Origin of the sequence: Sedimenticola selenatireducens (genome assembly GCF_007625115.1) — a bacterium.
GTDB lineage: Bacteria > Pseudomonadota > Gammaproteobacteria > Chromatiales > Chromatiaceae > Sedimenticola > Sedimenticola selenatireducens_A.
Genome location: NZ_VMNH01000033.1, coordinates 1 through 26,561, shown reverse-complemented (window position 1 = coordinate 26,561; position 26,561 = coordinate 1). Strand labels below are relative to the sequence as shown.

The window sequence follows — 26,561 nt, the reverse complement described above, 5'->3', positions numbered from 1 at the left end:
TGATTACCCTTGCTCGCGCTCGCCCTGCATCACTTCAACCATCTTCAAGGCCTGCTCTTCCATCTTCACCACCAGTCGTTCCACTTTTCCACCAAAGTAACGATGGAACATCAGACTGGGAATGGCCACTGACAATCCAGCAGCGGTGGTTATCAAGGCCTCGGAGATGCCCCCTGCCAGTACGGTCGGATTACCCACGCCTGCAGTCATAATGGCTGCAAACACCTTGATCATTCCGATTACCGTACCTAACAACCCCAACAGCGGTGCTATTGAAGCGATGGTGCCCAGTGTATTGAGATACCGCTCCAATTCATGAACGACTTGACGCCCCACCTCCTCTATAGCCTCTTTCATGACAATTCTGGAGTGCTGGCGATTCACTAAACCCGCCGCCAGAATACGCCCCAAGGGTGAACCCTCTTTGACTGTCACTACATGGGCATTGGTCAATTGACCTTTGCTGTGCAGTTGCCAGATCTGCGCCACCAGGTTGTTGGGGATGACACGTTGCGAGCGCAGTGCCCATAGACGCTCAAATATGATTGCCAGGGCAACGATTGAGCATACGATGATGGGCAGCATTAGGATACCGCCGGCTTTAACCAGTTCAAACACCTTCTCTATTCCCTCTGGAGTTGAATTTTGCCGATCAAGGGGCAATCGCCCATAAGATGAGTTGTATCATACTGTATTACACACCCTGATCAAAAGCTGTTAGGCCGATCTCACGTCACATTGGAGCAGACATCCAGTAACGGCGGTTGGCTGCACGATAGGCCCAAGGTCCATGAATGGTACCATCTGGCGTCAGAATAAGTGATATTGCCCCACTTTCTGCTGTATTGAGGAGAGTAGTTTTGGCATTTTGCCAGCGCAATCGAACATCCTCACGGGGAAAATTATAGCGATTCCTGTAACCTGCCGAGATTAAACCATATTGGGCCTGCGTCATCTTAATAAAATCTTTTCCCGATGAACTGGCGCTGCCATGATGCGGCACTGTAACAACCTGGGAGGTTAAACGCTTTGAATAGTGCGCAATAAGTGAGGCTTCCGCCGCCGCCTCAATATCTCCCGTTAACAGCAACTGGCCCGTGCCACTACGAACCGCCAATACACAAGAGGCATTATTACCTTTCCAATCACGGGTACCGTCCGGGTGTAGTATTTCAAACCTGACCCCATCCCACTCCCAATTTAATCCAGCCAGACATTGCGCAGACGTTACGCCCGGTATTCGTTGTGGTTCACCACTCAACAGTTCACCTATGGAGCGGTTTTCCATGACGGCATGAAGACCGCCTCGATGATCACTGTCCCCGTTGCTGACAATTACCTTGTCGATATGCTTAATACCTTGTGATTTCAGAAAGGGCAGAACTACCAATTTACCGGTATCAAATCCAGACGGGTAACTCGGACCCACATCGTACAACAACACATGACGGGCAGTGCGTACAACAATAGCCAAGCCCTGCCCCACATCCAGCAGTGTCAAATGAACCTGTCCGGCTTCCAGTGGAGGATTTCTAAAGAGTATCAGCGGAAATAGCAGCAATAATCCCAGCCATCTACCCGGTATACCCGCAGGCAGGAGTAATAAGAGTATCGAGAGCAACAGGCCCATCAGCATCCAGGTCGGTGGGGTTCCCAACAGCGAGGCTGTCAAATCATAATCAGCTATCCAGGCAAGCGCCCACTGAATTTTTTCGATTAACCACACCGATGGCATCAGTAAGAACAAACCGGGTGCCGTCCAACTACAGAGCAGAACAACCGTCAACAACAATAGAGGAACCAACAACAGTGAAAACAGTGGGACCATCAAAAAATTAACCAATGGGGATAGCAAGGGGACATCGAAACCCAGCAACAATAGAACCGGGGCCAACCCAAGGGAAACAACCCATTGAATTCTGACCACACTCCACAATACAGCACTTCGGCTGCCAACCCTCCCCTGCATAGTGATCATGATAATGGTGACCGCGGCAAATGAGAGCCAAAAACCGCTTGAGATAACCGTAACAGGATCCAGTAGCACCACAAGAAAGAGTGCAAAACACAGCGGCTGATGGGGGCTAATCGAGCGTTTGTAGAGCAGGCTACCCATTACCACACTCAGCATGATGAGTGCCCGTACACAGGGTATGGCAAAACCCGCAAACCCGGCATAGCAAAATGCAGAGAGCAGTGCCGCAATTGCGCCTATCTGTTGTGCAGGCAGCCAGAGACATGCGCGCGGAAAGCGTTTCCATAACGCACTCGCCAGAAAGAAAAACAATCCGGAGACAATACCAATATGGAGTCCCGATATCGCCATCAGATGATTGGTTCCCGTCTGGCGAAAAACTTCCCATTGATCGGGTACAATCAAACTTCGATCACCAATAACCAATGCCCTGACAATGCCTTGAATGCCTTTATCTTCTATAGCTTGGTCGATTCTGAATCGAATCTGTTCACGAAGCCGGTTAAATAGCTGACCGCTGCCGGCTGGATTGAGACGACGGTTATCATCCCCCGCTCTCACATAACCGGTGGCTTTTATCCCGTTGATATAGAGGATACGCTCATAGTCCCCTCCTCCCGGGTTTAACATGCCATGTGGGCGTTTTAATCGGATCACTAATTGCCAGCCCTCACCAACAGCCAAGGGAGGTGCATTTCGATACCAGCTCAAAAGTATCCGCCGGGGAAAATCGATCGATTCACCCGCATGCACTAACCGTTCAATAACAAATTCAAAGCGCGTACGTTCTGTAGTGATATCGGGCAATGATGAAATAACACCTGTTGCTAACAGATCCTGCTTTTCAAGCTCAGGAATTAACTGAGGTGTAAGTGACTGATGCGCGTGTAGTGAGGCCCAGAAAAAGCCAGCAATCAGGAATGCGGGAAAGTGAACGAATAAGCTCGTTCGATAATACCAAGCCATCAGTGCCACAGGAATAAGTAACAGATTCCAGCCGAAGTGAGGCAATTCTGATTGGTATTGGAGCAGCAGGGCCCCAATGACAAAGGCCATGGTTTTCTGGATCATCTTCCTTCCCTGGATGGATGATATTTCACTTAATGTGTAAACACTTTAAATCCCGCCCTGAAAAAATACCAGCAAATTCTGGCTAAAAACAACCTATTAGATATATTTACCAGCGCAGCTAAGTTTCCGCTGAACACAGCCGCTTGTATAGATACTGGTCAAATCGTTTAGACCATGCTTCAATACCTCGCCCGCACAGGGGGATTGCCAAGGGGATTGAGAGTGCTGAAAGAGGTTGTATGCCGAAAAACCTGATCAAACGGTTCACCCCAAATCATGAGACGATTCGTAATCACAAGCACTTAAGAGTATTCGGTCAACTGCTCCACGATCCCAATCTGTGGCATATGAATCGCCGCTCAGTTGCCGGTGCCTTTGCGGTGGGGCTCTTCTGGGCCATGATCCCAATGCCTTTTCAGATGGTGGCAGCTGCCGCCACTGCCATACCCACGCGCGTCAATATGCCCCTATCTGTCGCGCTGGTGTGGATCTCAAACCCTATCACCATGCCACCTATGTTCTATTTTAACTATCTGGTCGGCACATGGATCACCGGTGAGCCAGCCATGAACGGTCATTTTGAACTCACAATGGAGTGGTTTACTCAGAGCATGGGGAATATCTGGCAACCGCTCTATCTAGGCAGCCTGGTTTGCGGGGTGATTGCTGCGTTAGCTGGGTATCTAGGGATACGAGGGCTGTGGCGAATGCATATCATCAGCCACTGGAAAAATCGTCGCGCGAATAAGTAATCATCCCACTTCTGTAGAGAAAGATCCGAGGACACCATCAGAGAGATGCAGCACTCTGTCCATACTCCCTGCCAAGCCCATATCGTGTGTAACCACAATAAAACTTGTCTCCAGATCCCGGTTTAGCTCCAGCATCAACTCATACACCTGTTTGGCTGTTTTCTGATCGAGATTACCCGTTGGTTCATCAGCCAATACACAGCGGGGGTTGTTAACCAAAGCCCTTGCAACGGCAGCACGCTGGCGCTCACCACCAGACAATTCACCGGGTTTGTGGCCGGTTCTGTGTTCCAGCCCAACCCGGCGCAACATATCAACCGCGCGCTGATGTGCCTGCTCAACACTGCATTGACCAATCAGAAGCGGCATAGCCACGTTTTCCATGGCAGTAAATTCAGGCAACAGATGATGGAACTGATAGACGAATCCCAATGACTGGTTGCGCAACTCACCCCGAGCGCTTTCGCTCATCTTAGTGAGCGCCTTGCCATCAATCAGAACTTCTCCGCTCGTCGCCTTGTCCAGTCCACCCAGGCAGTGCAGTAAGGTACTCTTTCCTGATCCTGAACTGCCCACAATGGCAATTCGCTCCCCCTTTTCAATGCTCAAGGTGACGCCTTTAAGCACATCCACATTCAGCGTCCCGTCTTTGAACGTACGGGTAAGATCATGACACGCAATCACTGGCTGTTGATCACTCATAGCGCAGCGCCTCAGCCGGCTGTGTCCTGGAAGCTCGCCATGCAGGGTAAAGCGTTGCAACCAGAGTAATCATAAAGGCGCTGATGCTGATCATTCCCACATCATTCCAATCCAGTTCAGAGGGGAGCGTGCTGATGTAATAAATATTCGGATCGAGAAAATTGACACTGAAGAGCTGTTCAATAGATTTCACCAGGGCCTCCAGATTAAGCGACAACAGGATGCCACCCAGAATACCCAGCACGGTTCCTACAAAGCCTATTGTTGCGCCTTGCACCATGAAGATGCCCATGACACTGGCAGGAGAGATGCCCAAGGTACGCAAGATGGCGATATCGCTCTGTTTGTCAGTAACCACCATGACCAGCGTTGATACGATATTGAAAGCGGCCACAGCAACTATTAGAAACAGAATCAGCGACATCATGCGCTTTTCAGTGCGCAGTGCACTGAAAAAATTTCTATGCTGCTGTGTCCAATCACTCACCCGGTAAACACCGGGTAACGCTTTGGCGAGCTCTCTTGAAACGCTCGGCGCCAGATAGAGATCATCCAGCTTGAGCCGCACGCCGGTGACACCTTCGTCCATTTTTAACAACTTCGCTGCATCCTGCATATGAATCAGCGCCAATCCCCTATCATACTCGCCCATACCCACTTCAAAGATACCAATGACCGAGAATCGCTTTAGCCGTGGCATGGCCCCAGCCGGAGTGACGCGTATTTGCGGGGTAACCACGGTCACCTTGTCCCCTACACTCACACCTAGCAGCAAGGCAAGTTCCTTACCGAGTACGATGTCGAAGTTACCCGCTTCAAGTTGATCCAGACGCCCCGACAGCATGTGATCGCCTACCTCAGAGACCCGTGTCTCATAGCCAGGCAGAATACCCCTCAAAATGGCACCATTGACCTTCTGCCCATTCGTCAGCATTGTCTGTGCTTCAATAAAGGGTGCCTGACCTACCACATTGGGATGTGATGTCGAGAGGTTCATCGCCTCTTCCCACTCCTTGAGGTTGTTCTGATAGGAGGAGATTGTGGCGTGGGAGGTCATTCCGAGAATTCGTTCACGGACTTCTTTGTGAAAGCCATTCATAACAGAAAGCACCGTGATCAGTGCCACAACACCTAGCATGATCCCCAACATGGAGATGATGGAGATGAATGAGATGAAGTGATTGCGGCGCTTGGCGCGCGTATATCGCAATCCAATATAGAGTTCGAGAGGCTTATACATAGGCGCGCATTAAACCATATTCTGAAAAGAAACACCTTTGTGTTTCGGGATCTAGATCAAAATGCTATATTTTACCTTAGAGAATTTTAGGACAGGAGTTCCAAAATCATGAAATCCATTACAACACTGTTTCTGGTCGCCGCAATGGCCTCTTTTGCCCCCCTGACAGTGGCCGATGTACTCCTGATTGATGCGATTTCGGAGGTCCCGGCCAACAGTAGTGAAGGGTTACCAAGACCCCGAACCGGTCAAACCATGGACAGCGTTCGCACTCAGTTTGGCACCCCGGAGCAGGAGATGCCCTGGGTAGGCGAGCCGCCCATCAGTCGTTGGGTTTATGCCGACTTTACCGTCTACTTTGAACACGAATACGTCATTAATACGGTCGTACACCGTTAATTTTCAGACGCCGGTCACTGATCGGCGTCTGCAGGACCCACCTTGAAACCCGAATACACCCTTCCTGCTGAGTGGGCGGCACAATCTGCCGTGATGCTGACTTGGCCTCATCCTAATACTGACTGGGCAAAACATCTTGAAGAGGTAGAACAGGTCTATCTCGCCATTAGCCAGCAGGTAACCCGTTTTCAGCAACTGCTGGTTGTATGCAACAGTATTGATCATCAGCACTCTGTCTGTAACAAACTCACCTGTCATAAGATCGATCTGGATCGCGTTAGATTCGCTGTCGCCCCATCAAATGATACCTGGGCCAGAGATCATGCACCACTCACATGCCTGAATGACGAAGAAGCCCTGCTGCTGAATTTCCAGTTTAATGGCTGGGGTGGAAAGTACCCGGCTGACCTGGATAATCAGATCAATCCGATTCTATTCAAGAATGGCGTGTTTGGTAATACACCACACCACTCAGTTCCAATGATTCTTGAAGGTGGCGCTGTTGAAACAGATGGCCTTGGTACGCTACTCGCCACACGCAGCTCTGTACTGACACAGAGTCGCAATCCGACGCTTTCGGTTGACCAGGTTGAAGCACTGTTATCCAAAGAGATGGGATTTGATCGCTATCTCTGGCTGGAGCATGGCCATCTTTCCGGCGATGATACCGATGGACACATCGATACACTTGTCCGATTTAGTGATCCGGCTACCCTCCTTTATGCCACGGCCACTCAGGATGATCCCGACTTCCCAGAATTAGAAGCCATGGCGGCGGAACTCCGCGCATTCAGGCAACGCAATGGCGAAGCTTACCGATTGATTCCATTGCCAGCGATTCCACCGATCACTGACGACTCAGGTGAACGACTTCCGGCTGGTTACGCCAACTTTCTAATTATCAATCATGCATTGCTTTTACCCGTCTATAATATTGAGCAGGATGCCGAAGCCATTCGTTGCCTGCAAGACTGTTTTCCTGACCGTGAAATCATACCCATAGACTGTTCTCCGCTGATTCGTCAAAATGGCAGCTTGCATTGTATTACCATGCAGTTCCCTGAGCAGGTGAAGTTGATCACTTCAGGGTTAAAACATAGCGCCTAGTCACCGATTACCCAAAACAGATGAAACCGATGCCTGTAATCCGCAAAAACCTCAAAGTGGCCCTGATTCAGCACGCCTGTTCAGATGACAGAGATCAGAACGTTGCACTGATCAGTGACAAGATTGAACAGGCACAGAGTGCTGGCGCCAAGCTCATCGTGCTGCAAGAGTTGCATAACAGTCTCTACTTCTGTCAAACCGAAGAGACCCGACTGTTTGATCTGGCCGAGCCCATCCCTGGCCCATCAACGGATCAGTTCAGCGCATTAGCAGGTAAATTGGGTGTGGTAATCGTCAGTTCGCTGTTTGAAAAACGCGCAGCGGGTCTGTATCACAACACGGCCGTGGTATTAGATGCAGACGGCTCCATTGCCGGTCGCTATCGAAAAATGCACATTCCGGATGATCCCGGATTCTATGAGAAGTTTTATTTTACCCCGGGCGATCTGGGCTTCAAACCCATTCAAACATCCGTCGGTAAACTGGGTATTCTGGTCTGCTGGGACCAATGGTATCCCGAGGCTGCACGATTGATGTCCCTGGCCGGCGCTGAGATGTTGATCTACCCTACCGCGATTGGTTGGGATCCAAACGACGCCGAGGACGAACAACAGCGTCAAAGAGAGGCTTGGGTAACGGTACAGCGCGGACATGCGGTCGCCAATGGACTACCCGTAATAGCCTGCAACCGCGTCGGCCATGAGGCCGATCCGTCCGGGCACAGCGCGGGGATCACATTTTGGGGTCACTCCTTTGCCTGTGGGCCACAAGGAGAACTGCTGGGCGTCGCGGGTAAAAGCGAGGAAAATTTACTCGTCGATCTTGATATGGCACGGAGCGAATCTGTCCGCCGAATCTGGCCGTTTCTACGGGATCGACGCATTGATTCCTTTGCTGATCTACAACGTCGTTATATCGATGACATCTGAATCAGCTTATAACGGCCGTTCACTCTTTATCTTGCTTGCCTGACAGGTCAAACGGGACAACCTTAGAGGTCGGTTGTTCGTCCACATAATAGGGACGTGACGGGGCCTCTCCAGCCTCATCACCCAACTCTTTCTCCCTCGCGGTAATCATACCGAGACAGACACGCATATCCTGAATCGTTTCATCCGTTAAGGTATGTCGCATACCCGGTGGGGGCGTTGTATCGCGAATCACAGCAGTCAACACTTTACGCATGGCGTGAAGAATAGCGCGATCTTTTTCTCTTTCGGAAGTGATAATTAATACTCCTGAGCTTGACGTCGTTTTTCCATCATCTCATGCACTAATGGGTTCAACAACATCTCCATAGCAAACTCCATTTTACCACCCGGAACGACCAGACAGTTGCGACGCGACATAAAGGAATCTTCTATACGACTCAGAAGAAAAGCAAAGTCATGATCTCTTGGCTCTTTGAAACTGATCACCACCATGCTCTCATCATTTTGCGGGACATCTCTGGCATCAAATGGATTGGATGTATCTACCAACGGTATGCGCTGAAAGTTGATATCTGTGTGGGAGAATTGAGGCGTTATGTAATGTACATAATCGTGCAGGCGATGTTGGATTGCACCCCGTACGGACTCCAAGGTATAACCCCGGTTTTTGATATCCGTATGTATCTTTTGGATCCATTCCAGATTCACAATCGGCGTTACCCCAAGTGTCAAATCTGCATAGCCCGCTATATCGATGTCCGGACTAACAAAAGCACCGTGTAGACCTTGATAGACGAGTAGATCAATCCCTTCTGGCATGGTTTCCCAAGGCGTGAAAGAACCTACCGGCTGATTAAATTCGAGAGACTGTTCCTCTGTATGCAGATAGTGTCTAAATGTCCCCGTTCCATCAGTTGAAAACTCGCGGAAGAGATTCTCCAACAGATCCAGCTGATTTCCCTCAGGGCTGAAATGGCTGAGATAGCGTCCATCGGCGCAGGCCTCTTCCACCTTTTGCGCCATCTCATCGCGTTCATATCGATGAAAGGCACTGCCGGAAATAATGAAAGGCTTGATCTTTTCACGCCAGGCAATGTGGCTGAATACATCACTGACTTTGTTTGAGCCGGAGCCTGAGGAGCCAGTAATAACAATTATGGGATGTTTAATAGACATTACGAAACCGTAATACACTCCCCGGGTTGTTGCAATGCGCCATACATTCAATTTTTCTTATGCCATCAGAAACCACAACTTATGGTTATCGTTTTGTTTTATAAATGAATTTTTGGCAACCCGCAATCAGACCAGTCGTGACAGGGTTGCCACCAGCAAATCCCAGAAACGCTGTACCGATGGAATATGCATGCACTCATCGGGTGAATGCGGATAACGTATGGTTGGCCCAAATGAGATCATATCGAGGTTTTCATACCGCCCACCGATAATCCCGCACTCAAGACCCGCATGAATGGCCCCAATTTCGGCCGTTGCATCAAATATCTCTTGATAGACTTGGCGCATTGTTTTTAATAGTGGAGATTCAGTGTTTGGTTTCCATCCTGGGTAAACACCGTCTATGAGTGTGTCTGCCCCCAGGAGTCTATAGAGTGACTGATGCACCGCCGCTAGATCATCCCGCGCTGAATCTACCGAACTTCGCAGTAAACTCTTAATCTCAATAGCGCCCTGTTCAACTCGAACGATGGCCAGATTGGTAGAGGTTTCAACCAGACCCGGCATGGCATCGCTCATTCGCATCACACCATTCGGCACCACACTTAAACAATCCAAGAGATCTCGTTGAAGTTTCTCCGGGAGAGCGTCAGTGACTGAGTCATCTGGAGAAAACTCAACGACCAAGTCGGGTTCACTGACAGCATATTCAGCCGTGATGAGCGACGACTGTTCCGATACATAGCGTCTAAACGCATTCGCATCAGAAGCGGAAACCGCCACAGCAGCCGTCCCTTCGCGAGGAATGGCATTACGCATATTGCCGCCAGATGCACAACAAAGTTGGAGCTTAAACAGATTGGCAGCCCCGGCGATCAGACGAAACAATAATTTATTGGCATTGGCTCTTCCGCGATGGATATCGACCCCAGAGTGTCCGCCTTTCAAACCACGTATAGCGATCAAATAGCCCATCTTGCCCGGTTCCAGAGGCTCAGGAATATAGCGCAGGGTGGTTGTGGCATTGGCTCCACCAGCACAGCCAATACAAAGCACGCCTTCATCTTCTGAATCCATATTCAGCAGAACAGTACCTTTTAAAAGATCGGGTTGAACACCGAAGGCCCCTGTCATCCCATCCTCTTCATTGCTGGTGAAGAGCGCCTCTATCGGACCATGTTTTATCGAACGTGACTCGAGTACCGCCAATGCAGCCGCTACACCGATGCCATTATCCGCCCCGAGGGTTGTCCCCTTGGCTTTTACCCAATCCTTCTCAATCACTACGGTGATTGGATCTTGCGTAAAATCATGCTGTGTATCCGCATTTGCCTGCGGCACCATATCCAGATGACCTTGCAATATCACTCCGGGAGCCTGCTCCATCCCCGGAGTTGCAGGTTTTCTGATTAGGATATTGTCGTTTTGATCACGGATCGTCTCTAACCCGAGACGTTCTCCCAAGCGGATGACATGGGCTTGAACAGCCGCCTCAAAATGCGAGGGTCGGGGTATCTGTGTCAGTTGATAAAAATGTTGCCAAAGTGGCTGAGGTGAAAGTTTGGAGATTAGATCATTCATGGCGAATCAGAGTAGATACTATTAGCGCTATTGGCAATAACTAATAGTACCGCTAGGATCGTTACCCAATAATTACTATTATCCTGCAGTCAAGAAGAACAAAAAAACACAGGGTATAGAGTCACCACCCGAGACGCTGAATATAAAAGCGATCGATAAACCAATGAATAACCAGAGTCTTATCTATGTCATCCCTTAATCAATATCATCAACTCATCAAGCAGATTGAGCAAGCCATCTCACCGCCTGTTATTAAGGAAATTTTATTACCCGCAGTAGACGAATCGAATGAAGATGACATCAAGGATAACTTTGGATTCGTGATACTTGAAGATGGCAGTGCAGGCCCATTTTATACCTGTCTGGACAACACGCTTGAATGGCTGCATGGCCAACGACAGCAATGTATTGGTGTCACACCACTCCAGATTGCCCAGAAACTGGATGGTATCAACATCCCTGCCAGTGCACTCGCCCTGGGTGCTTTCAATGCCATCAGCCAACACATTATGCGAAGGGCCGGTTTTAATCCGTCAGCCCTTGAAAAAAGATCCGACAGCAACATTTCCGACAGCCATATAGGCATGGTCGGTTTTTTTCGCCCACTCATCGAACGCTATATTAAGCAGGGAAAAAAAGTCACGGTTATTGAACAACAACCGGAGCGTGTTCCCCCAGAACTCTCCCTAAAACTCTACACAACACCTGAAGCACTTGCCGATTGTGATTACATCCTGTGCACCGCATCAACCTTAATCAACAATACCATTGAATCCATCGTTCATGCCGCCAAAGATCCGGCAAAAATCAATCTTATTGGACCCAGTGCCAGCGGACTACCTGACATTCTGTTTGATCTGGGCATCCACTCTACCGGTGGGTTTATTGTCGATAATCTGGATGCGCTTAAATTGGCTATGTCACAGGGTGAATCTTGGGGTTCAGCCGGGCGTAAATACCAATTGACCCAGGATATCTATCCAGGTCTGGCATCCCTTCTACAGCACATTGATTAAGGCTAGCGGTAATCATGGAGGTTGTATTCGAAGGCCAATCCCCATTATCCTTACCCTGTCTTCAATATCCTAGGTGATAACTGCATGACTTCTAAGCAATCCGTTGGTTACCACAGTATTGTTGCCGCATTAACCCCCAGTGCAGCCAATCAGCCGGCAGTCATTCGTGCAGTCAATGTTGCGGCTAAACTAAACAGTGAAGTAACGTTGGCGAATGTCATCACGACTAAACAAGATTCTGTTTCTGAGCAAACCAGTACTGATATTATTAACCAACTGACCACCGGCCATGCCGAAATCACCGGTACTAAAAGTGCACAAGGCAACTGGCTTGAACTCATCAATCTCGCGAATGAAGTGAGTGGTGATCTGATCGTACTGGATGACAAAGTTTATTCGGAACTTGCCCCGTTACTCATTAAAAGCAGTAAAGAGAGCTGTGATCACGGTGATTGCGATGCCCTGATCGTTCATTCACACCGCTATTCACCCACTGCGCCACCACGTGATTACCAGCATATCGTGGTTGCCGCCGATTTAAATGATCAGGGTCTAATGACGATCTACAAGGCCGTCAGAACGGCTAAGCGCTTCCAATCTCGACTCTCTCTACTGAACGTGGTGGAGCTGTTTGACCCCGACAAGGGAGACAGTGAAGAGAAGATCAAGAAATTACGTCTTCGCGGTCTTGACGCCTTTACCGCAGTCATTGAAGGGATCGAGATTGAAAAAGAGGTATTGGTCACGAAGGAATCGGTTGGCCGAGCCGTGTGTGTTTTTGCAACTGAACATAATGCAGACCTGGTCGTCATAGGTTCCCATAAATTTAAGGGGCTCTGTGTGCTGCATGGTAAAAAAGCCCAGCAAGTTATTAATGGAAGCACATGCGATGTACTTGTAGTTCATGAATAAGAATTAACCGCTGTCGAGTAATTTTACACCCAACCATTATCACCTCTTCACATCTGATTCTATCTTATTGTATTAACTAACGATTTATATTAGTGGAACATTAATTGCTGGCATAACGGAAATTACCGCTCTGGCAACTAAACATGTACGCGTCAAACTTACGTAACCTTTTACTATTGTTCATGCTGCTGCCGCTGACACTCCTGGCAGAGCAACGCATTGATAAGGTGCATCTGCGCAATCTTGCGATTCAGTACGAGCATGGTCGCGGTGTTAATCAGGATTACCAGAAAGCCTTCCGACTCTACTGCATGGCAGCCGATCTGGGTAATCAGGACGCCTATTATGATTTGGGATGGATGTACTTTAACAAACGCGGCGTGGCACAAGATCCAGCTGTAGCGGCGGGATGGTTTAGCCGAGCAGCCGAAGTCGGGGACCCCATTGCTGAGCGTATGTTGAATATTTTTGCCGACGTAACCCCAAAGAATGATCCCAATTGCAGTAGTTTGAGCGACAACCGTCAGCCCAATCGCCAACAGATAGAGGCCTGGGTAAAACTCTGGGCACCGGAATATGGATTGGAACCCGGGCTGGTTTTGGCAGTCATCGCGGCTGAATCTGACTTTAATGTAAAGGCCCATTCACACAAGGATGCCCGAGGACTGATGCAGCTAATCCCTGCCACAGCACGCCGATTTGGTGTCAATGACAGCTGGAATCCTGCTGAGAATATGCATGGCGGAATGGCTTATCTTCAATGGCTGGTTCAGCGCTTTGAGGGAGAGGTAAGTTTAGTACTTGCTGCATACAATGCAGGGGAAGGTGCTGTTGAAAGTTACAGTGGCATTCCGCCCTATCGTGAAACACAGAACTACGTCAAGCGCATTACCCGCGAATACAGCAAACGTATTCATCCAAATATCGGGGAGATCACACTCAGCATGATCAGCAACTGAGCTAGATATAGTTCAAGGGCAAGGCGGTGGTTGTTTTCTTCTGGCTCAGGACAAAGCTGGTATTGACTGATCGAACACCTTTCAACTTCAGTAGCTGTCCACTCAGTAATAATTCATAGTCATCCATGCTGTGGCTGACAATCTTTAAAAGATAGTCATAACTGCCACTCATTGAGCTACATTCCAAAACCTGATCGGACTCTTGTACAAAGCGATCAAATGCCGCCAGTGTTTCACTATTGTGATTTTCGAGCGACACCAATGCATAGGCAAAGACATGCAATCCCACAGAAGCCGGAGAGAGCAAGGTTACCCGAGAGGTGATAATCCCCTCCTCTTCCAGACGCTTTACCCGCCTCCAGCAAGGCGATGGAGATAGTCCCACTTTCTCTGCCAACTCATTATTGGTCAGACAAGAGTCGGTCTGAAGCAGCGTGAGAATCTTCTTATCGAGTTTATCTAGATCCATAGCGGTTTCTACCCCATTTTCTCCACTAGACGCAACCTTTCCTTATTGCCGATGCACCCAATCTATCGGTAAACACGGCTGGCGAATTTTACGCCATACTCTCTGTAACCCCGTTGCACGATAGGTTTGTGCGCTATCTTCTGGAGACGGCATGACTCAACGTATTCAATCAACAACAGCGCTAAATGAGCGCCAATGCCTTGCCTGCACTACTGCAACAGCCATGCTTACCGCTACACAATGTAAGGCGTTCTTGGTTCAACTGAATGCTGACTGGGTGCTAGCCTCATCAGCAAAAGAGATTTCGCGAACATTTAAGTTCAAGGACTATTATCAGACAATGGCATTCGTAAATGCCGTTGCCTGGATCGCAAACCGACAGGACCATCACCCGGAACTGATCGTCAATTATAATCGTTGTCAGGTCAGGTACAGCACCCACACCATTGGAGGGCTGAGTGAAAATGATTTCATTTGTGCCGCAAAAATTGATGCGTTAGAATGAATACTTAACCTATAATTCACATTAATTATTATTCTTATGCAATTGAATAATTTACATTATTAAACTATTAATTGCTCCATTATTGTTTTGCATTGGCGCGGTTGTTTAGTAATTGCTAATATTTTATGCACATTACACATTCACGGTTGTAGCTCATGCCTCATTCTGCGCGCTCTTCAGATCCAATCCAAACCCCCTTTCATCTTGAGGATGAGGCCACTTACCAAGCCTGGCGCAAACAGAAACTGGCCAATTACCCCACCACCATCGAGCAGTTACTGGTATCGGTCAAAGATCCCAGGCATCTGACATCCGAAGAATACGCCGCCATTCAAACCCGCGTGCAAAAAGCCAACATGGCAATCTACATCAGTGAAACAGGTTCCGATCCCGATCCTGAAATTCCGCTTGCACTGGGAAGACAGTTTGGTGCACGCGAACTCAACCACAACTGGTTGTCAGATGATACGGGCCTGACATCATTGAAAGTGGCCGCCGAGGGTGTCCGGCAACAATATATCCCCTACTCTAATCGTGCGATCAAATGGCACACCGACGGTTATTACAATCGGCCTGAACAGCAGATCCATTCCTTACTTCTACATTGTGTTGAGAGTGCCGGTAAGGGGGGAGAGAATGCCCTACTCGACCACGAGATCGCTTATATCCTACTGAGAGATCGCGACCCCAGTTTTATCTCGGCGCTTATGGGGCCAGAGGTGATGACCATACCGCCACGGATGAATCAGGGTGAAGTTGCCCGCCAAGAAGAGACCGGCCCCGTGTTCTCCATCATGCCGTGCGGGAACCTGCACATGCGTTACACCATTCGCACACGGCATGTCATCTGGTCCGAAGACCCATTAACACGTCAGGCACTGGATGCCCTAAGCGAAATCCTGCACAGTGATTCGCCCTATATATTTCGCGGGAGGCTGGAAGCCGGCATGGGTTTAATCAGCAATAACATCCTGCATGATCGGACTGCATTTACTGATGACGAACAAGGTGTTCGCCACCTCTATCGTGCCCGTTATTATGATCGACTCAAAGGGACTGGTATCGAGCAATACATTTAAACAGCGGAAATATCAGGGCTTATAGACCGCTGTTTCTGGATGGAAGGCATACCATGCAAACCAGAAGGTACGGATTACCGCAAGCTCGGTGCCTTCAAGATCATAGAAGCGCGCACTCTGACTGGCAGGATTATATTCAATCCTCAACACCTGCCCAGCAAACTCATCCTTTAACTTGCCCTTGGTTAGACTCAGCTCTGCCAATGGATAGGCCTTGAATTGACCATTGATCTCCAACCCAAGGACCTGCTCTTTGGGGTGGTAACGGGGATCTTTCTTGCTGACAGGAAAATAGATACCTTGACTGGTTTCATAACCTGCATAAGGATCTCTATCATAATCCCTGAAATGTCCTGTATCACGGGATAAGACCACCGTTTCCGGATAGAGCTGTTTCCACTCAGCCCATGTGGTCACCATCAGTGGCAACACCTTCAGGCGTGTGCCCTTCATCTTCCCCGTCACAGCCCGTGAGAGCAGTTGCGACCACAGCGACTCAGTTTTTCGATCGTAGAGCAGAACATCACTGTTATAAAGCAGACCAGAGACACCAAATTGAAGCGTCTCATCACCCACTTGCGCCTCGAAGGCCACGCCGCTCCCGCACAAGGGACAATAGGTAATTACTACAGGCTCTTTCCCAAACTGATCATTAACGATCTCATGCCAGTTCATAATATTAATCGGATAGGCCTTGGCGACACCATTCCACATCAAACCCAGTATCCGATCCTGATCTTGCTGCGAACTTTTATCGGGTGTTAAAAACACGGGCTTATCGATAGAAGGAATACCATCCTTGGGTGGTCCACCGGAGTGAATCTCTTCAATCGGGATGGCGGAGGTGTCAGGTGAGAGTTCAAAATCGCCCTTACGTACAGCATGGCCTGTACTAGGCTGTGCCAAATAGGCCCATCCTGTAACCATTATCATCAATAGATAGTGTGGAGATCGGGACATTACACGAACTCTTATATTGAATAATCAGCGCCCATACTGAACCCTGTGGATTCAAACATATCGCTCTATAGATAATAGACCTTGCTTGGATTCATTATATTTCAGACTGACCATCGGGCATTGCAAATCATCATACGCTTTAACTGCGAACAGTTAGCCAGACGCCAACCAGTACCGTCAGCATCCCCGCTATTTTCTCCAGATTGAGTTGCCTCACTTCTGCACCGAGAAAACCATAGTGATCAAGAAAAGCACCCACAATAAACTGCGCTGCAACCATAATGGTAAAGGCTGTCACTAAACCTAATCGGGGTGCACTGAAGCCAATGGCGGCCACAATCACCAAGCCAATCACACCCGAGAATAAGGCATACCAGGGAACACTATGCCACAGTGTGAGATTACCACCACGCATAAACAAAATGATCAATCCGATGAGCAACCCGCCACTGCCATAGGTGATGAACACACTCTCGACAGTACCTAGTTGTCTATCGAGCAATCCCATCAGCTGCGCCTGCAGTGCTACAGCAATGCCACCGACAACCGCGACCAGTGAAAGTAGAAAGTGGCTTGTCATAATTCATCCCCGTTGATTGACTTTAGATACACCATAACACTGGTACTGTATTTTTCTCTAGGATAGAAAAGGTGCTGTCACACGCTTGAGCAAAGCGATTCCAGGTTCTATCGCCTCTTCGTCAATGCCGCCATAACCCATCAACAATCCTAAACGATCAGGTGCAACTTGATAGAGCGGTGAAACAGGATAGATCCCTAACCCAGCAGCGCGTGCCTCAGTAAAAAACTGCTGCTCTTTTTTCATTAACGACTGATCCTTAAACACCAGCATAAGGTGCAGCCCCGCATTGATGCCGTGCAACTCAATCGCCTCACCAAAACAACGTGACAGGTTTTCAATCAATAACCGTCTTCTAATCTCATACCGTTTACGCATTCGTCTCAAATGACGTTCGTAGTGGCCTGCTCCAATAAATTCCGCCAATACACGTTGCTGATGTGTGTTGGTATGACGATCTGAGTGCCAGCGTAGTGCAATGAAAGTTTCAACAAGATGATGTGGCAAGATCACATAGCCAATTCTTAACGCAGGAAACAGCACCTTGGAAAAAGTACCAATGTAGAGCGTTCTAGCACTTTCATCCAAACCTTGGAGCGCCGCAATAGGCCGTCCTTCAAAACGAAACTCACTGTCGTAGTCATCTTCAACAATATAACCCTGTTGCTGATCAGCCCATTCCAGCAGGGCTAAACGTCGTGACAGCGAGAGAATTGAACCTGTAGGGAACTGATGGGAGGGTGTTACATAGATCAACCGCGCCTTGCTGTTTAGCTTGGACAAGCGTTCAGTCTGCATGCCATCGGTATCTACAGCATTCGGTAACACCGTGGCACCTGCTGCTTGAAACACCGCCTTCGCGGCCTGATAGCCTGGCTCTTCCACGATGACCGAATCACCCGGTGATATGAACATGCGCGCAATAATATCCAGCGCCTGTTGCGAACCATTCACAATCGCTATCTGATCCGCACTGCAGTGACATCCTCTGCTGCGATTGACGTAATCGGCCACCTGCTCACGCAAAAGAAGATCGCCTTGGGGATCTCCGTATTGATGAACCCTGTGATCAAACAATCGACTACTCAACTGCTTCCAGATCTTGATGGATTGCGGATCAACATCGATATCCCCGTATCTGAAATCATAGAGTAGCGGCGTATCACTCTGGTATGACAGCTGCGGTCTGGCCCGCCAGTAGGCCAACGCTATTTGCGCCTGCTCTGATAATGCCGCGGGTTCAGACCTTACTTGAATAGAACGCTTTTCCGATCTAACCGTTTGCAGTCGCTCATCTGGAAGACGCCGAACCACCCTAGTTCCCCCGCCGTAACCTCCGATAACGTAGCCTTCAGCTTTCAGCTGGTCGTATCCAAGCATCACCACATTGCGCGAGATAGCCAGTTGATCAGCCAAACTCCGTGTTGCGGGTAATTTCTCACCCTCGTTCAAAAGACCGGAGAGGATCTGCTGTTTAATGGCGCGATAAAGCTGCATATACAGCGGGCCCTCGCCATCCAGATTAATCAACATCTGCCCTCCTAACTTGGGCCCTATACTTTTATCTAATTTGGCTCTTTTAATAGTGCCATTAACAGACAATCATAGTCCACAGAATTGATCGGAGAGAAAAATGAGCGAAATCACCAGCAGAAACCGGATACACCGACACAAAGACCGTGGGCACTACGATGACCCGACAATCTATGAAATTCTTGATCAGGGTAAGATCTGTCATGTTGGCTTTACCGTCGAAGCTCAGCCCTTTGTCATACCCATGGCCTATGCCCGACACGGAAACGCACTTTATCTGCATGGTGCACCCAACTCCCGCCTGCTGAAGCAGCTAGGAAGCGGGATACCCGTGTGTGTAACCGTGACCCATCTGGATGGACTGGTGTTGGCACGATCAACCTTTCATCACTCGCTCAATTTCAGGTCGGTGGTGGCCTTTGGAACGGCTAGACACGTAGAAGATTTAGCCGAAAAGCATCAAGCCTTGATCACCATTACAGAGCATTTGGCACCGGGACGCACCCGTGTTGCCCGAGCAGCGACGGATGAAGAAGCCAAGGCGACCTCTGTTGTGCGTTTTGAAATAGAGGAGGCGTCGGCTAAGGCCAGGAGTGGCCCACCGATTGATAGCCCAAAAGATATGCAACTAGACGTTTGGGCAGGCGTGATACCCATTGCCGTCGAAGAGCATGAACCACAACCAGCACCTGATCTGAAACCCGGGATTAGTTACGCCTGACCATGCCTACAGCTTTTCACACTCTGTCGATCGGGGACCGATCGACAAAGAACATCACCGGTTATGATTTGAATACGGCGATTTCATCCAGCCCTTTTTTGTCGATATCCGGAACGGTAACGCCCTCTTCCGGATAACCCACAACCAGGATCATGGTCGGTGTTTCATTTTTGGGTCGATCCAAGATCTGATTCAGAAAACGCATCGGACTGGGTGTATGGGTCAAGCTGGCAAGGCCTGCATTGTGGATCGCTGTTATCAATATGCCGGTAGCGATGCCGACTGAATCTCGCACATAGTAGTGTTTGATCTTGTTCCCTTCATCATCCACACCATAGTTTTCACTGAAGATAACAATGAGATAAGGCGCATGATCGAGAAACGGTTTCTCCGCATCGGTTGCAAGCGGTTTCAATGCATCCAGCCACTCCTCTGATGCGCCACCGGCATAGAATTCGCGCTCTTCCTCTTCAGCTGCCAAACGAATAGTCCGTTTCAATTCAGGATTACTGACGACAACAAATTTCCAAGGCTGTTGATTAGCGCCGCTCGGTGCACGTCCGGCAGTGAGCAAACATTTTTCAATAATGGAACGATCAACAGGGCGCTCAGAAAAGGCCCGGACACTGCGCCGGCGCCTCATTAAGTCAAAAAATTGCTCAGCCCGCTGCTGCATTTCAGGCAAAGGCAACGCTTGATATTGGCTAAGCGGAATATGCCTGTGATCACCTTCGCTCATTTTAAAGTACCAATTCTGTCAATCGTTCATAAAGTGCGATGATTGGTCCCATATCTACTTGCTGCTCACCCTCCTGATCAGCATCACTGCTTTGTCGGTCAAGGTAGTGATGTGCCAATCCGTTAGCCTGGCGCAATAGCATTACATCTGGATCGTCGGCGTCGGCGCTATGGTGCTCAGCGGTAAGTTGAATCAAGCGCTCCGGGAAGTTCCAAGACTCAAACAGTTTCGCACCTATCTCTGCATGATTAACACTCAACAACCGCTCTTCAAGCTGGCTACAGTCATCCCCAAAGGTATGGGAAGCAACTACATCGGCATACTCAATCGGCATCTGCTGAAGAAAAACCAACTTACCCACATCATGGATCAGCCCAGCAATAAAGAGGTCTCCCGGAGATCCTATCCCCTGTTGTTCAGCCAGTTTGCGACAAGCACAGGCCGTCAGAAGAGAATGACGCCAGAAGATATTCATATCTAGGAGATCAGGGCGAATACCAAAAAACAGACTTTTTACTTCTGTCGATATCAACAAAGCCCAAAGATCAAAGGGACCCACTCGCAAGATAGCGTCTGCTACCTGGGTAATCTGCTTGGATGATCCGTAGTAAGCCGAATTACCCAGTTGCAACGACCGCGCGGTCAAGCCAGGATCTGTCTGGATCAATTCGATCATGCGTTCAATACCCGCAGTATCGGACTCCAGCTCTTTGTAGATCTCAATCAGCACATGGGGCAATGAAGGAATTTTGGCGTTCTCAATCAGCCAGCCAGGAAGATCAGTTTCACGTTTATTGCTGACCTTGGCGATGGCCAGGGTTCTGACATCACGTGCACCCTGATCCCACGCTGGCACTGAATCCTCACAGAATGAGCAGATGCCCAATCCAACAGCATCATCTGAACGCAACCAGTGCATTCCCTGATCAATTGAAGAGGCAATATAGCGGTGTGTTCTACCGCAACTGATGCAGATCATCGAGGTCTCCCAGTACCTTTCTGTATTACTTGGCTATAGATGAAATCATAACAACTGATTCCATGAATAATTTCATAGCATACAAACATATACATAATAAACATAGTCTTTTGCATTAAGAAATTATGGGACTTGCTTTGCAACTCAAAATCACACGAGCTAATCACTAGAGAATAAGACAAAGGGTCTACCGGTCAGATCCCGCAGAGGCCAGCGTATTGGTAGAACAGACTGCCATCCTATCCCCAAAAGGTAAATTATTCCTTTATTAGAAATATAATTAGAAGTAATTACCGCTATTAAACGTATAACCAAGTAATTTGCAAGGACTTACCTGACACCAAGATCTACACTTTTATCAAAGCGATTTAAACAATGCGACCAATCCATCACGGATGGGTCTGCCAAGTTTCAAGTCAACACGGGTCAATCTGAGTGTAAAACCATGCGTACAAAATCCAAAGTTCAGCCCATCTCACACAAGCATACGCCTTTTGATGAAGTGAATTTTGACTGGAAAAGGATTGCCTATCTGCTGTTTGTATCCCGGGCAATGGACCGAATCGAAGAGCGTGAACTGGTCCCTAGCAAAGAAGTGCTGTATCAATTTTCAGCCCGTGGTCATGACTTGGCTCAAATCATTCTCGGCACACGCATGACCGGTAAGCGTGATGCTTTAGCTGGGTATTATCGCTCACGGCCACTCATGCTTTCACTGGGACTCTCATTTGAAGATGCCATGGCTGGCCCCCTTATGCGGGCAGGAGGCTACAGTGATGGACGCGATATCGGTGTTGTCCATAACCTTCCGAATCTGAATGGTCCCTGCGGTCTGCCCATGAGTGGTGGCGTCGGCGCACAATACACACCGGTGGCCGGCTGGGCTCAGTCCATTCACTACTATCAACGGGTCTTGAATGACGACAGCTATGCAGGCTGCATCGCAGTCGCGCATGGTGGCGAGGCATCAACGGCGACCAGTGGCTTCTGGTCATCGCTGACCATGGCCACCACCATGAAGTTACCCATGCTGTTTTATATTGAAGATAATGGCTACGGCATCTCTGTCACCTCAGATAAGCAGACCCCTGGAAAAAACATCGCCGCCAATCTTGCAGCATTTAAAAATCTCACGATACTTGATGGCGATGGATCAGATCCAGCAGAGGCCAGCGCCCTGATCAATGACGCCCTGCTACATCTCCGTGCGGATCAGGGTCCAGTATTACTCCGTCTGCAAGTGCCCCGCCTCTCTGGACACTCAGCACAGGACACCCAAGCCTACAAAACTGCTGAACAGATTACTGAAGAGCAATCTCGTGATCCGTTACCAAAACTGAAGACCTATCTGCTTGATCATCTGCTTACTGAAGCGGAGTGGAAGGCACTGGAAGCTAAAGCAGAAAGTGATGTTTCTTTGGCTTTGGAGAAAGCCAAACAGCGTCCCATTCCAGAAACTCACGATATACAACGGCATGTATTTTGCGAAACCCACAAGGACGGATCATTCGATATCCAGGAACAGGGAGGACTGGCCCCCAAAGGCACACTGTTTCCAGAATCATCAGAGACAGCAGAACCTGAACCAACCCGAATCAATATGGTATCTGCCATTCGCAGGACACTGGACTATGAACTCAGCAACAACAACAGACTGCTGGTATTTGGAGAAGATGTCGCCGCAAAGGGTGGCGTACATGCCGTCACCATGGGACTGGCAGAAAAATTTGGTGTTGAGCGAGTCTTCGATACCAGTCTTTCAGAAGAAGGGATTATTGGTCGTTCAATCGGCATGGCTCAGGCCGGCTTGATGCCGGTTCCAGAGATCCAGTTCAGAAAGTATGCCGACCCGGCTGAAGAACAACTTAATGACACGGGCACTATGCGCTGGCGCACTAAAAACCGTTTCGCCGCACCCATGGTGGTTCGAATAGCGGGCGGTTTTTTTAAATGCGGCGATCCCTGGCATAGCCAGTGTCAAGAGGTCAAATGGGCCCACGCCATCGGCTGGCAAGTCGCCATGCCATCCAATGCTGAAGATGCCGTAGGACTATTGCGCACGGCATTACGCAGTAACAACCCCACGATCTTTTTCGAACATCGCGCTATGCTGGATGATGCCTGGGCACGTCGCCCCTACCCGGGTGATCAATATGTCATCCCCTTTGGTAAGGCGGCGACAGTGACAACAGGTACAGATCTGACCATCGTAACCTGGGGCGCCATGGTTCCGCGTTGTGAAGCAGCCGCAAAGCAGTTTCCCGGAAAGATCGAAGTCATTGACCTGCGCACCATATCGCCCTGGGATAAAGCGGCCGTTGTTACATCAGTCACCAAGACCAGTCGCTGCCTGATTGTTCATGAAGACAATATAACCGCCGGCTTCGGCGCAGAGATAGCCGCTACATTAACCGAGACTGTATTTTTTGAGTTGGATGCACCGATCAAACGCCTCGCGATGCCGGATATACCCAGCCCACACAGCCCTGTTCTCTTGAACACTGTTTTACCAGGAGAAAACAAGATCGTTGAAACCATCACTGAATTACTGGAGATATAGTCATGGTACAAATGGTCGACATTATTGTTCCCGAAGGCGAACAACAGGGAACCGCCCATGTGCTGGCTAACTGGCTTAAGATGCCGGGTGAATCTGTCACCATCAATGCGCCCCTGGTTGATATTGAGACGGACAAAGTGATGGTTGAAGTAGCTGCACCAGCCAGCGGTATACTGAAAGATATCTTTAAAAAGCCCGGGGATAATGTGACCCCAGGAACGCTGCTTGGAAGGATCGAACTCACCGGGTCAGGTGATAAAACGGCCATCACTGATCAAGTAGAACCCGTATCCAACCCGATCGATTCCGACAGTCAAACCGATACACCTGATCATGCTTTACTCAGTCCAGCCGTACGCCGACTGGTTAAGCAACATCCCGTAGATCTGAACAGGATTGAGGGTACAGGGAAACGCGGACGGGTTACGAAGCAGGACATCCTGAACTATCTCAAACAGACACCTACCTCCCCTGCTGAAACCGTGCAACGTGCAACCGCTATTGAAACTAAAGGGAAAGAGGAAACACGTCAATCAACAAGCTCAACTCATATACCCCATGACAACATGCGTCGGCGTATCGCGGCACATATGACAGAGAGCCTGTTGCATACCGCACCCCATGTCACCAGCATATTTGAGGCCGACCTCAGCGCCATAACCCGGCATCGTAAGCAAAACAAAGCACACTTTGAACAACATGGTACTCACTTAACCTTTACCGCCTATTTTGTCTATGCCGCCGTGCAAGCACTGCAACGGGTACCCCAAATCAACAGTCGCTTTCATGAAGAGAGCCTGGAGCTATTCAGTGACATGAATATCGGGGTTGGTACGGCACTGAATGACAAAGGGTTAATCGTACCCGTCCTGCATCAAGCGCAGAATAAAAACCTGCTGGGCATCGCCAGTGAACTGCAACAATTAGCAGAAAAGGCGCGCCGTGGAAAGCTCTCCCCAGCTGAGATACAGGGCGGCACCTTTACCCTATCCAATCACGGTGTCAGTGGCAGCCTGGTGGCAACGCCCATCATCATCAACCAACCACAATCCGCCATCCTCGGAATTGGCAAGATGCAGAAGCGAGTGATTGTTAAAGAGATTGACGGCGTTGACACCATCCAGATTCGCCCCATGGCCTATATCACTTTGACCATCGATCATCGCGCACTTGACGCCTATCAGACCAACCGTTTCTTAACCCGTTTTGTTGAAGTGATTGAAGAGTGGAAGTGATTTGGTAATAACCGCCGTGTAATTGCTATCCCGATTCATTATGCACATGAAATTACTTCACCTCCCTCCAAGCCTCTGCTAATCTACAAAGATTCAAGGAAAGACACTTGGCAGGATGCTGAATAATCCCTCCCAGGCACACTTCCTGACTGATCAACAACAGGAAATATAATGCGTAGAACAATATGCCGCATAATACAAATATTCGTGCGTGCTTGCTGCATTTCTCACTTATGGCAGCGTAGAAGCCGCATAATCAACTGTTAGTTGAGAAGAAAATGTATGCCGTCGCTAGAAGAAAAATCAGAAAACGCATTTGAAGCATTGACTCAGCTAATCGCTCATTTAGAACGGTGTAATGAATATACTTGGGCTGGCAGGTTTTACCCAATTAAAGAAGCTATTGAGAGTTTTGAATTTGACAAAGCAATTAGGCTTTATAAATTAATTCCAATGCCGAATATGGGTGGTTTTCTAGATTTAGTCCTTTGCAAAGAAAATGGTCACAATGTGCAGAACTATACGGAAGCAAATGAGCTGTTGGGGAAATTACAAGGTGCGGTTTCTAAATCAATCGGAAATTTGAGAGTTTATATTGAATATCAAATTGACCATGAACTGGTAAATGTTCCTAAACTTTAATTGTTTTTGGCGTGGTGTACTGCAAAAAGCGTTTGGGGCGCGCAAGCAAAAATCAACTAACAAGGCGCTCAAAACGGACTCCGTAAACCTGTCATCTTTTTTGTTCCAAAAAAGCCGCCAGCTTTACTACGCCGTTTAGCTTAGCGTTAGCTGCAAAAAATGAATTTTACAGGCATATACATATATATTGATGGGTATGATTTAAAAGAGGTCTCAGAACCCATGCTGAAAGAGTTAAATTCCTGGATTAGTGCAGGTGGATATAATTATCAGGTTATAAATGATAAATATGAAAAAAGCCCAGACGAAAAGCCAAATGATTATCCGATTTGGAATATTGGCATAAATATAAATAAAACTGAATCAATCTCTAATGATTTAGAAATTGCTATACCATATTTAACTGAATTAGGCATTAAGTATAAAAGAGAATTAGCTCTTGGTTATTATGATGCAATCACAAATATATCAGAAGATATTGCGTTTATTGGTTATGAGCTTAAAAATGAAAATACTGTTGATATAGTTAAGCAATTATTATGTATATAGCAGCTAACAAGAAATTCAACATGGACTCCGGTGCTGACGCACCTCCGCCAGTTAATTAGGCGTTAAATGACCGAGTTACCCACGAATAGTAGACACCTTCTATAGTTAGATTTAGGTCTAGCACGGAGATGTCACATGACAAAGCATAGAAAACCAGCCTATACCGAAGAGTTTCGCAGAGAAGCTGT

Annotated in this window: 27 protein-coding genes; 14 read left to right on the top strand and 13 right to left on the bottom strand. The window is 48.5% G+C overall.

Annotated elements, in window-relative coordinates; all coding sequences use genetic code 11:
- Positions 1-3: 3 nt before the first annotated feature.
- Both FHP88_RS18310 and FHP88_RS18305 read right to left on the bottom strand, forming a co-directional pair.
- Entirely contained in the window at positions 4-618 is a 615-nt protein-coding gene (locus FHP88_RS18310; RefSeq protein ID WP_144360583.1) for a MotA/TolQ/ExbB proton channel family protein, read from the bottom strand.
- A gap of 115 nt (positions 619-733) precedes the next feature.
- Complete coding sequence (locus FHP88_RS18305; protein ID WP_144360581.1) at positions 734-3,046, bottom strand: DNA internalization-related competence protein ComEC/Rec2; 2,313 nt, start codon at positions 3,044-3,046, stop codon at positions 734-736.
- A 239-nt stretch (positions 3,047-3,285) separates the two neighbouring features.
- Between FHP88_RS18305 and FHP88_RS18300 the strand changes: the two genes are divergently transcribed.
- Positions 3,286-3,798 carry a DUF2062 domain-containing protein gene (locus FHP88_RS18300; RefSeq protein ID WP_144360580.1) on the top strand — a complete coding sequence of 171 codons (513 nt, stop codon included), beginning with the start codon at positions 3,286-3,288 and terminating at the stop codon, positions 3,796-3,798.
- Here the strand turns inward: FHP88_RS18300 and lolD are convergent, their stop codons facing one another.
- Positions 3,799-4,500: a lipoprotein-releasing ABC transporter ATP-binding protein LolD gene (lolD, locus tag FHP88_RS18295; protein ID WP_144360578.1), complete on the bottom strand. Its 702-nt coding sequence runs from the start codon at positions 4,498-4,500 to the stop codon at positions 3,799-3,801.
- Positions 4,493-5,740 carry a lipoprotein-releasing ABC transporter permease subunit gene (locus FHP88_RS18290; protein ID WP_144360576.1) on the bottom strand — a complete coding sequence of 416 codons (1,248 nt, stop codon included), beginning with the start codon at positions 5,738-5,740 and terminating at the stop codon, positions 4,493-4,495. Before FHP88_RS18290 ends, lolD begins: the two co-directional genes overlap by 8 nt.
- Before the next feature lie 108 nt (positions 5,741-5,848).
- On the opposite strand from FHP88_RS18290, the gene FHP88_RS18285 reads away from it, so the two are divergent.
- From FHP88_RS18285 to FHP88_RS18275, 3 genes are read left to right on the top strand one after another with little or no spacing between them, the layout of a single operon-like run.
- Positions 5,849-6,139, top strand: coding sequence for a hypothetical protein (locus tag FHP88_RS18285; protein ID WP_144360575.1), 291 nt, complete (start codon positions 5,849-5,851; stop codon positions 6,137-6,139).
- A 42-nt stretch (positions 6,140-6,181) separates the two neighbouring features.
- Complete coding sequence (locus FHP88_RS18280; protein WP_260843370.1) at positions 6,182-7,246, top strand: agmatine deiminase family protein; 1,065 nt, start codon at positions 6,182-6,184, stop codon at positions 7,244-7,246.
- A 20-nt stretch (positions 7,247-7,266) separates the two neighbouring features.
- Complete coding sequence (locus FHP88_RS18275; protein ID WP_420493009.1) at positions 7,267-8,175, top strand: carbon-nitrogen hydrolase; 909 nt, start codon at positions 7,267-7,269, stop codon at positions 8,173-8,175.
- A 19-nt stretch (positions 8,176-8,194) separates the two neighbouring features.
- On the opposite strand, the gene FHP88_RS18270 is transcribed toward FHP88_RS18275, so the two are convergent.
- The 3 genes from FHP88_RS18270 to FHP88_RS18260 all read right to left on the bottom strand — a co-directional run bounded on the left by FHP88_RS18270 (position 8,195) and on the right by FHP88_RS18260 (position 10,935).
- The gene (locus FHP88_RS18270; protein ID WP_313957300.1) at positions 8,195-8,410 is read right to left on the bottom strand and encodes a segregation and condensation protein A; all 216 of its coding nucleotides are present in this window, start codon (positions 8,408-8,410) and stop codon (positions 8,195-8,197) included.
- Between the two features lie 65 nt (positions 8,411-8,475).
- On the bottom strand, positions 8,476-9,354 hold the full coding sequence (locus tag FHP88_RS18265) for a phosphoribulokinase (protein ID WP_144360569.1): 879 nt from the start codon (positions 9,352-9,354) through the stop codon (positions 8,476-8,478).
- Positions 9,355-9,480: 126 nt separating this feature from the next.
- Entirely contained in the window at positions 9,481-10,935 is a 1,455-nt protein-coding gene (locus FHP88_RS18260) for an aminoacyl-histidine dipeptidase (protein ID WP_144360568.1), read from the bottom strand.
- A gap of 185 nt (positions 10,936-11,120) precedes the next feature.
- Between FHP88_RS18260 and FHP88_RS18255 the strand changes: the two genes are divergently transcribed.
- From FHP88_RS18255 to FHP88_RS18245, 3 genes are all read left to right on the top strand, one after another.
- The gene (locus FHP88_RS18255; RefSeq protein WP_144360566.1) at positions 11,121-11,951 is read left to right on the top strand and encodes a Rossmann-like domain-containing protein; all 831 of its coding nucleotides are present in this window, start codon (positions 11,121-11,123) and stop codon (positions 11,949-11,951) included.
- A gap of 84 nt (positions 11,952-12,035) precedes the next feature.
- The gene (locus tag FHP88_RS18250; protein ID WP_144360564.1) at positions 12,036-12,863 is read left to right on the top strand and encodes a universal stress protein; all 828 of its coding nucleotides are present in this window, start codon (positions 12,036-12,038) and stop codon (positions 12,861-12,863) included.
- Between the two features lie 143 nt (positions 12,864-13,006).
- Positions 13,007-13,822, top strand: a complete 816-nt coding sequence (locus tag FHP88_RS18245; RefSeq protein WP_144360563.1) for a transglycosylase SLT domain-containing protein — start codon at positions 13,007-13,009, stop codon at positions 13,820-13,822.
- Position 13,823: 1 nt separating this feature from the next.
- On the opposite strand, the gene FHP88_RS18240 is transcribed toward FHP88_RS18245, so the two are convergent.
- Entirely contained in the window at positions 13,824-14,291 is a 468-nt protein-coding gene (locus tag FHP88_RS18240) for an Lrp/AsnC family transcriptional regulator (RefSeq protein ID WP_144360561.1), read from the bottom strand.
- A 151-nt stretch (positions 14,292-14,442) separates the two neighbouring features.
- Between FHP88_RS18240 and FHP88_RS18235 the strand changes: the two genes are divergently transcribed.
- Both FHP88_RS18235 and FHP88_RS18230 read left to right on the top strand, forming a co-directional pair.
- The gene (locus FHP88_RS18235; RefSeq protein WP_144360559.1) at positions 14,443-14,796 is read left to right on the top strand and encodes a 4a-hydroxytetrahydrobiopterin dehydratase; all 354 of its coding nucleotides are present in this window, start codon (positions 14,443-14,445) and stop codon (positions 14,794-14,796) included.
- A 155-nt stretch (positions 14,797-14,951) separates the two neighbouring features.
- Entirely contained in the window at positions 14,952-15,875 is a 924-nt protein-coding gene (locus FHP88_RS18230; protein ID WP_144360557.1) for a TauD/TfdA family dioxygenase, read from the top strand.
- Positions 15,876-15,887: 12 nt separating this feature from the next.
- Here FHP88_RS18230 and FHP88_RS18225 read toward each other — a convergent pair whose 3' ends face one another.
- The 3 genes from FHP88_RS18225 to FHP88_RS18215 all read right to left on the bottom strand — a co-directional run bounded on the left by FHP88_RS18225 (position 15,888) and on the right by FHP88_RS18215 (position 18,948).
- Positions 15,888-16,781: a DUF3179 domain-containing protein gene (locus tag FHP88_RS18225; RefSeq protein WP_260843368.1), complete on the bottom strand. Its 894-nt coding sequence runs from the start codon at positions 16,779-16,781 to the stop codon at positions 15,888-15,890.
- A 193-nt stretch (positions 16,782-16,974) separates the two neighbouring features.
- On the bottom strand, positions 16,975-17,415 hold the full coding sequence (locus tag FHP88_RS18220; protein ID WP_144360555.1) for a DMT family transporter: 441 nt from the start codon (positions 17,413-17,415) through the stop codon (positions 16,975-16,977).
- Positions 17,416-17,472: 57 nt separating this feature from the next.
- Positions 17,473-18,948 carry a PLP-dependent aminotransferase family protein gene (locus FHP88_RS18215; RefSeq protein ID WP_144360554.1) on the bottom strand — a complete coding sequence of 492 codons (1,476 nt, stop codon included), beginning with the start codon at positions 18,946-18,948 and terminating at the stop codon, positions 17,473-17,475.
- Positions 18,949-19,048: 100 nt separating this feature from the next.
- On the opposite strand from FHP88_RS18215, the gene FHP88_RS18210 reads away from it, so the two are divergent.
- Positions 19,049-19,669, top strand: coding sequence for a pyridoxamine 5'-phosphate oxidase family protein (locus FHP88_RS18210; protein WP_144360552.1), 621 nt, complete (start codon positions 19,049-19,051; stop codon positions 19,667-19,669).
- A 61-nt stretch (positions 19,670-19,730) separates the two neighbouring features.
- Here the strand turns inward: FHP88_RS18210 and FHP88_RS18205 are convergent, their stop codons facing one another.
- Both FHP88_RS18205 and FHP88_RS18200 read right to left on the bottom strand, forming a co-directional pair.
- Positions 19,731-20,408, bottom strand: a complete 678-nt coding sequence (locus FHP88_RS18205) for a nitroreductase family protein (RefSeq protein ID WP_144360550.1) — start codon at positions 20,406-20,408, stop codon at positions 19,731-19,733.
- A 1-nt stretch (position 20,409) separates the two neighbouring features.
- Positions 20,410-21,387, bottom strand: a complete 978-nt coding sequence (locus tag FHP88_RS18200; protein WP_144360549.1) for an HDOD domain-containing protein — start codon at positions 21,385-21,387, stop codon at positions 20,410-20,412.
- Positions 21,388-21,832: 445 nt separating this feature from the next.
- On the opposite strand from FHP88_RS18200, the gene FHP88_RS18195 reads away from it, so the two are divergent.
- From FHP88_RS18195 to FHP88_RS18180, 4 genes are all read left to right on the top strand, one after another.
- Entirely contained in the window at positions 21,833-23,947 is a 2,115-nt protein-coding gene (locus FHP88_RS18195; protein ID WP_144360547.1) for an alpha-ketoacid dehydrogenase subunit alpha/beta, read from the top strand.
- 2 nt (positions 23,948-23,949) lie between these two features.
- Positions 23,950-25,182 (top strand): dihydrolipoamide acetyltransferase family protein, encoded by a 1,233-nt coding sequence (locus FHP88_RS18190; RefSeq protein ID WP_144360545.1) that lies wholly within the window; start codon positions 23,950-23,952, stop codon positions 25,180-25,182.
- Positions 25,183-25,464: 282 nt separating this feature from the next.
- Complete coding sequence (locus FHP88_RS18185; RefSeq protein ID WP_144360543.1) at positions 25,465-25,824, top strand: hypothetical protein; 360 nt, start codon at positions 25,465-25,467, stop codon at positions 25,822-25,824.
- A 159-nt stretch (positions 25,825-25,983) separates the two neighbouring features.
- Positions 25,984-26,373, top strand: a complete 390-nt coding sequence (locus tag FHP88_RS18180; protein ID WP_144360542.1) for a hypothetical protein — start codon at positions 25,984-25,986, stop codon at positions 26,371-26,373.
- The last annotated feature ends 188 nt before the right edge of the window (positions 26,374-26,561 follow it).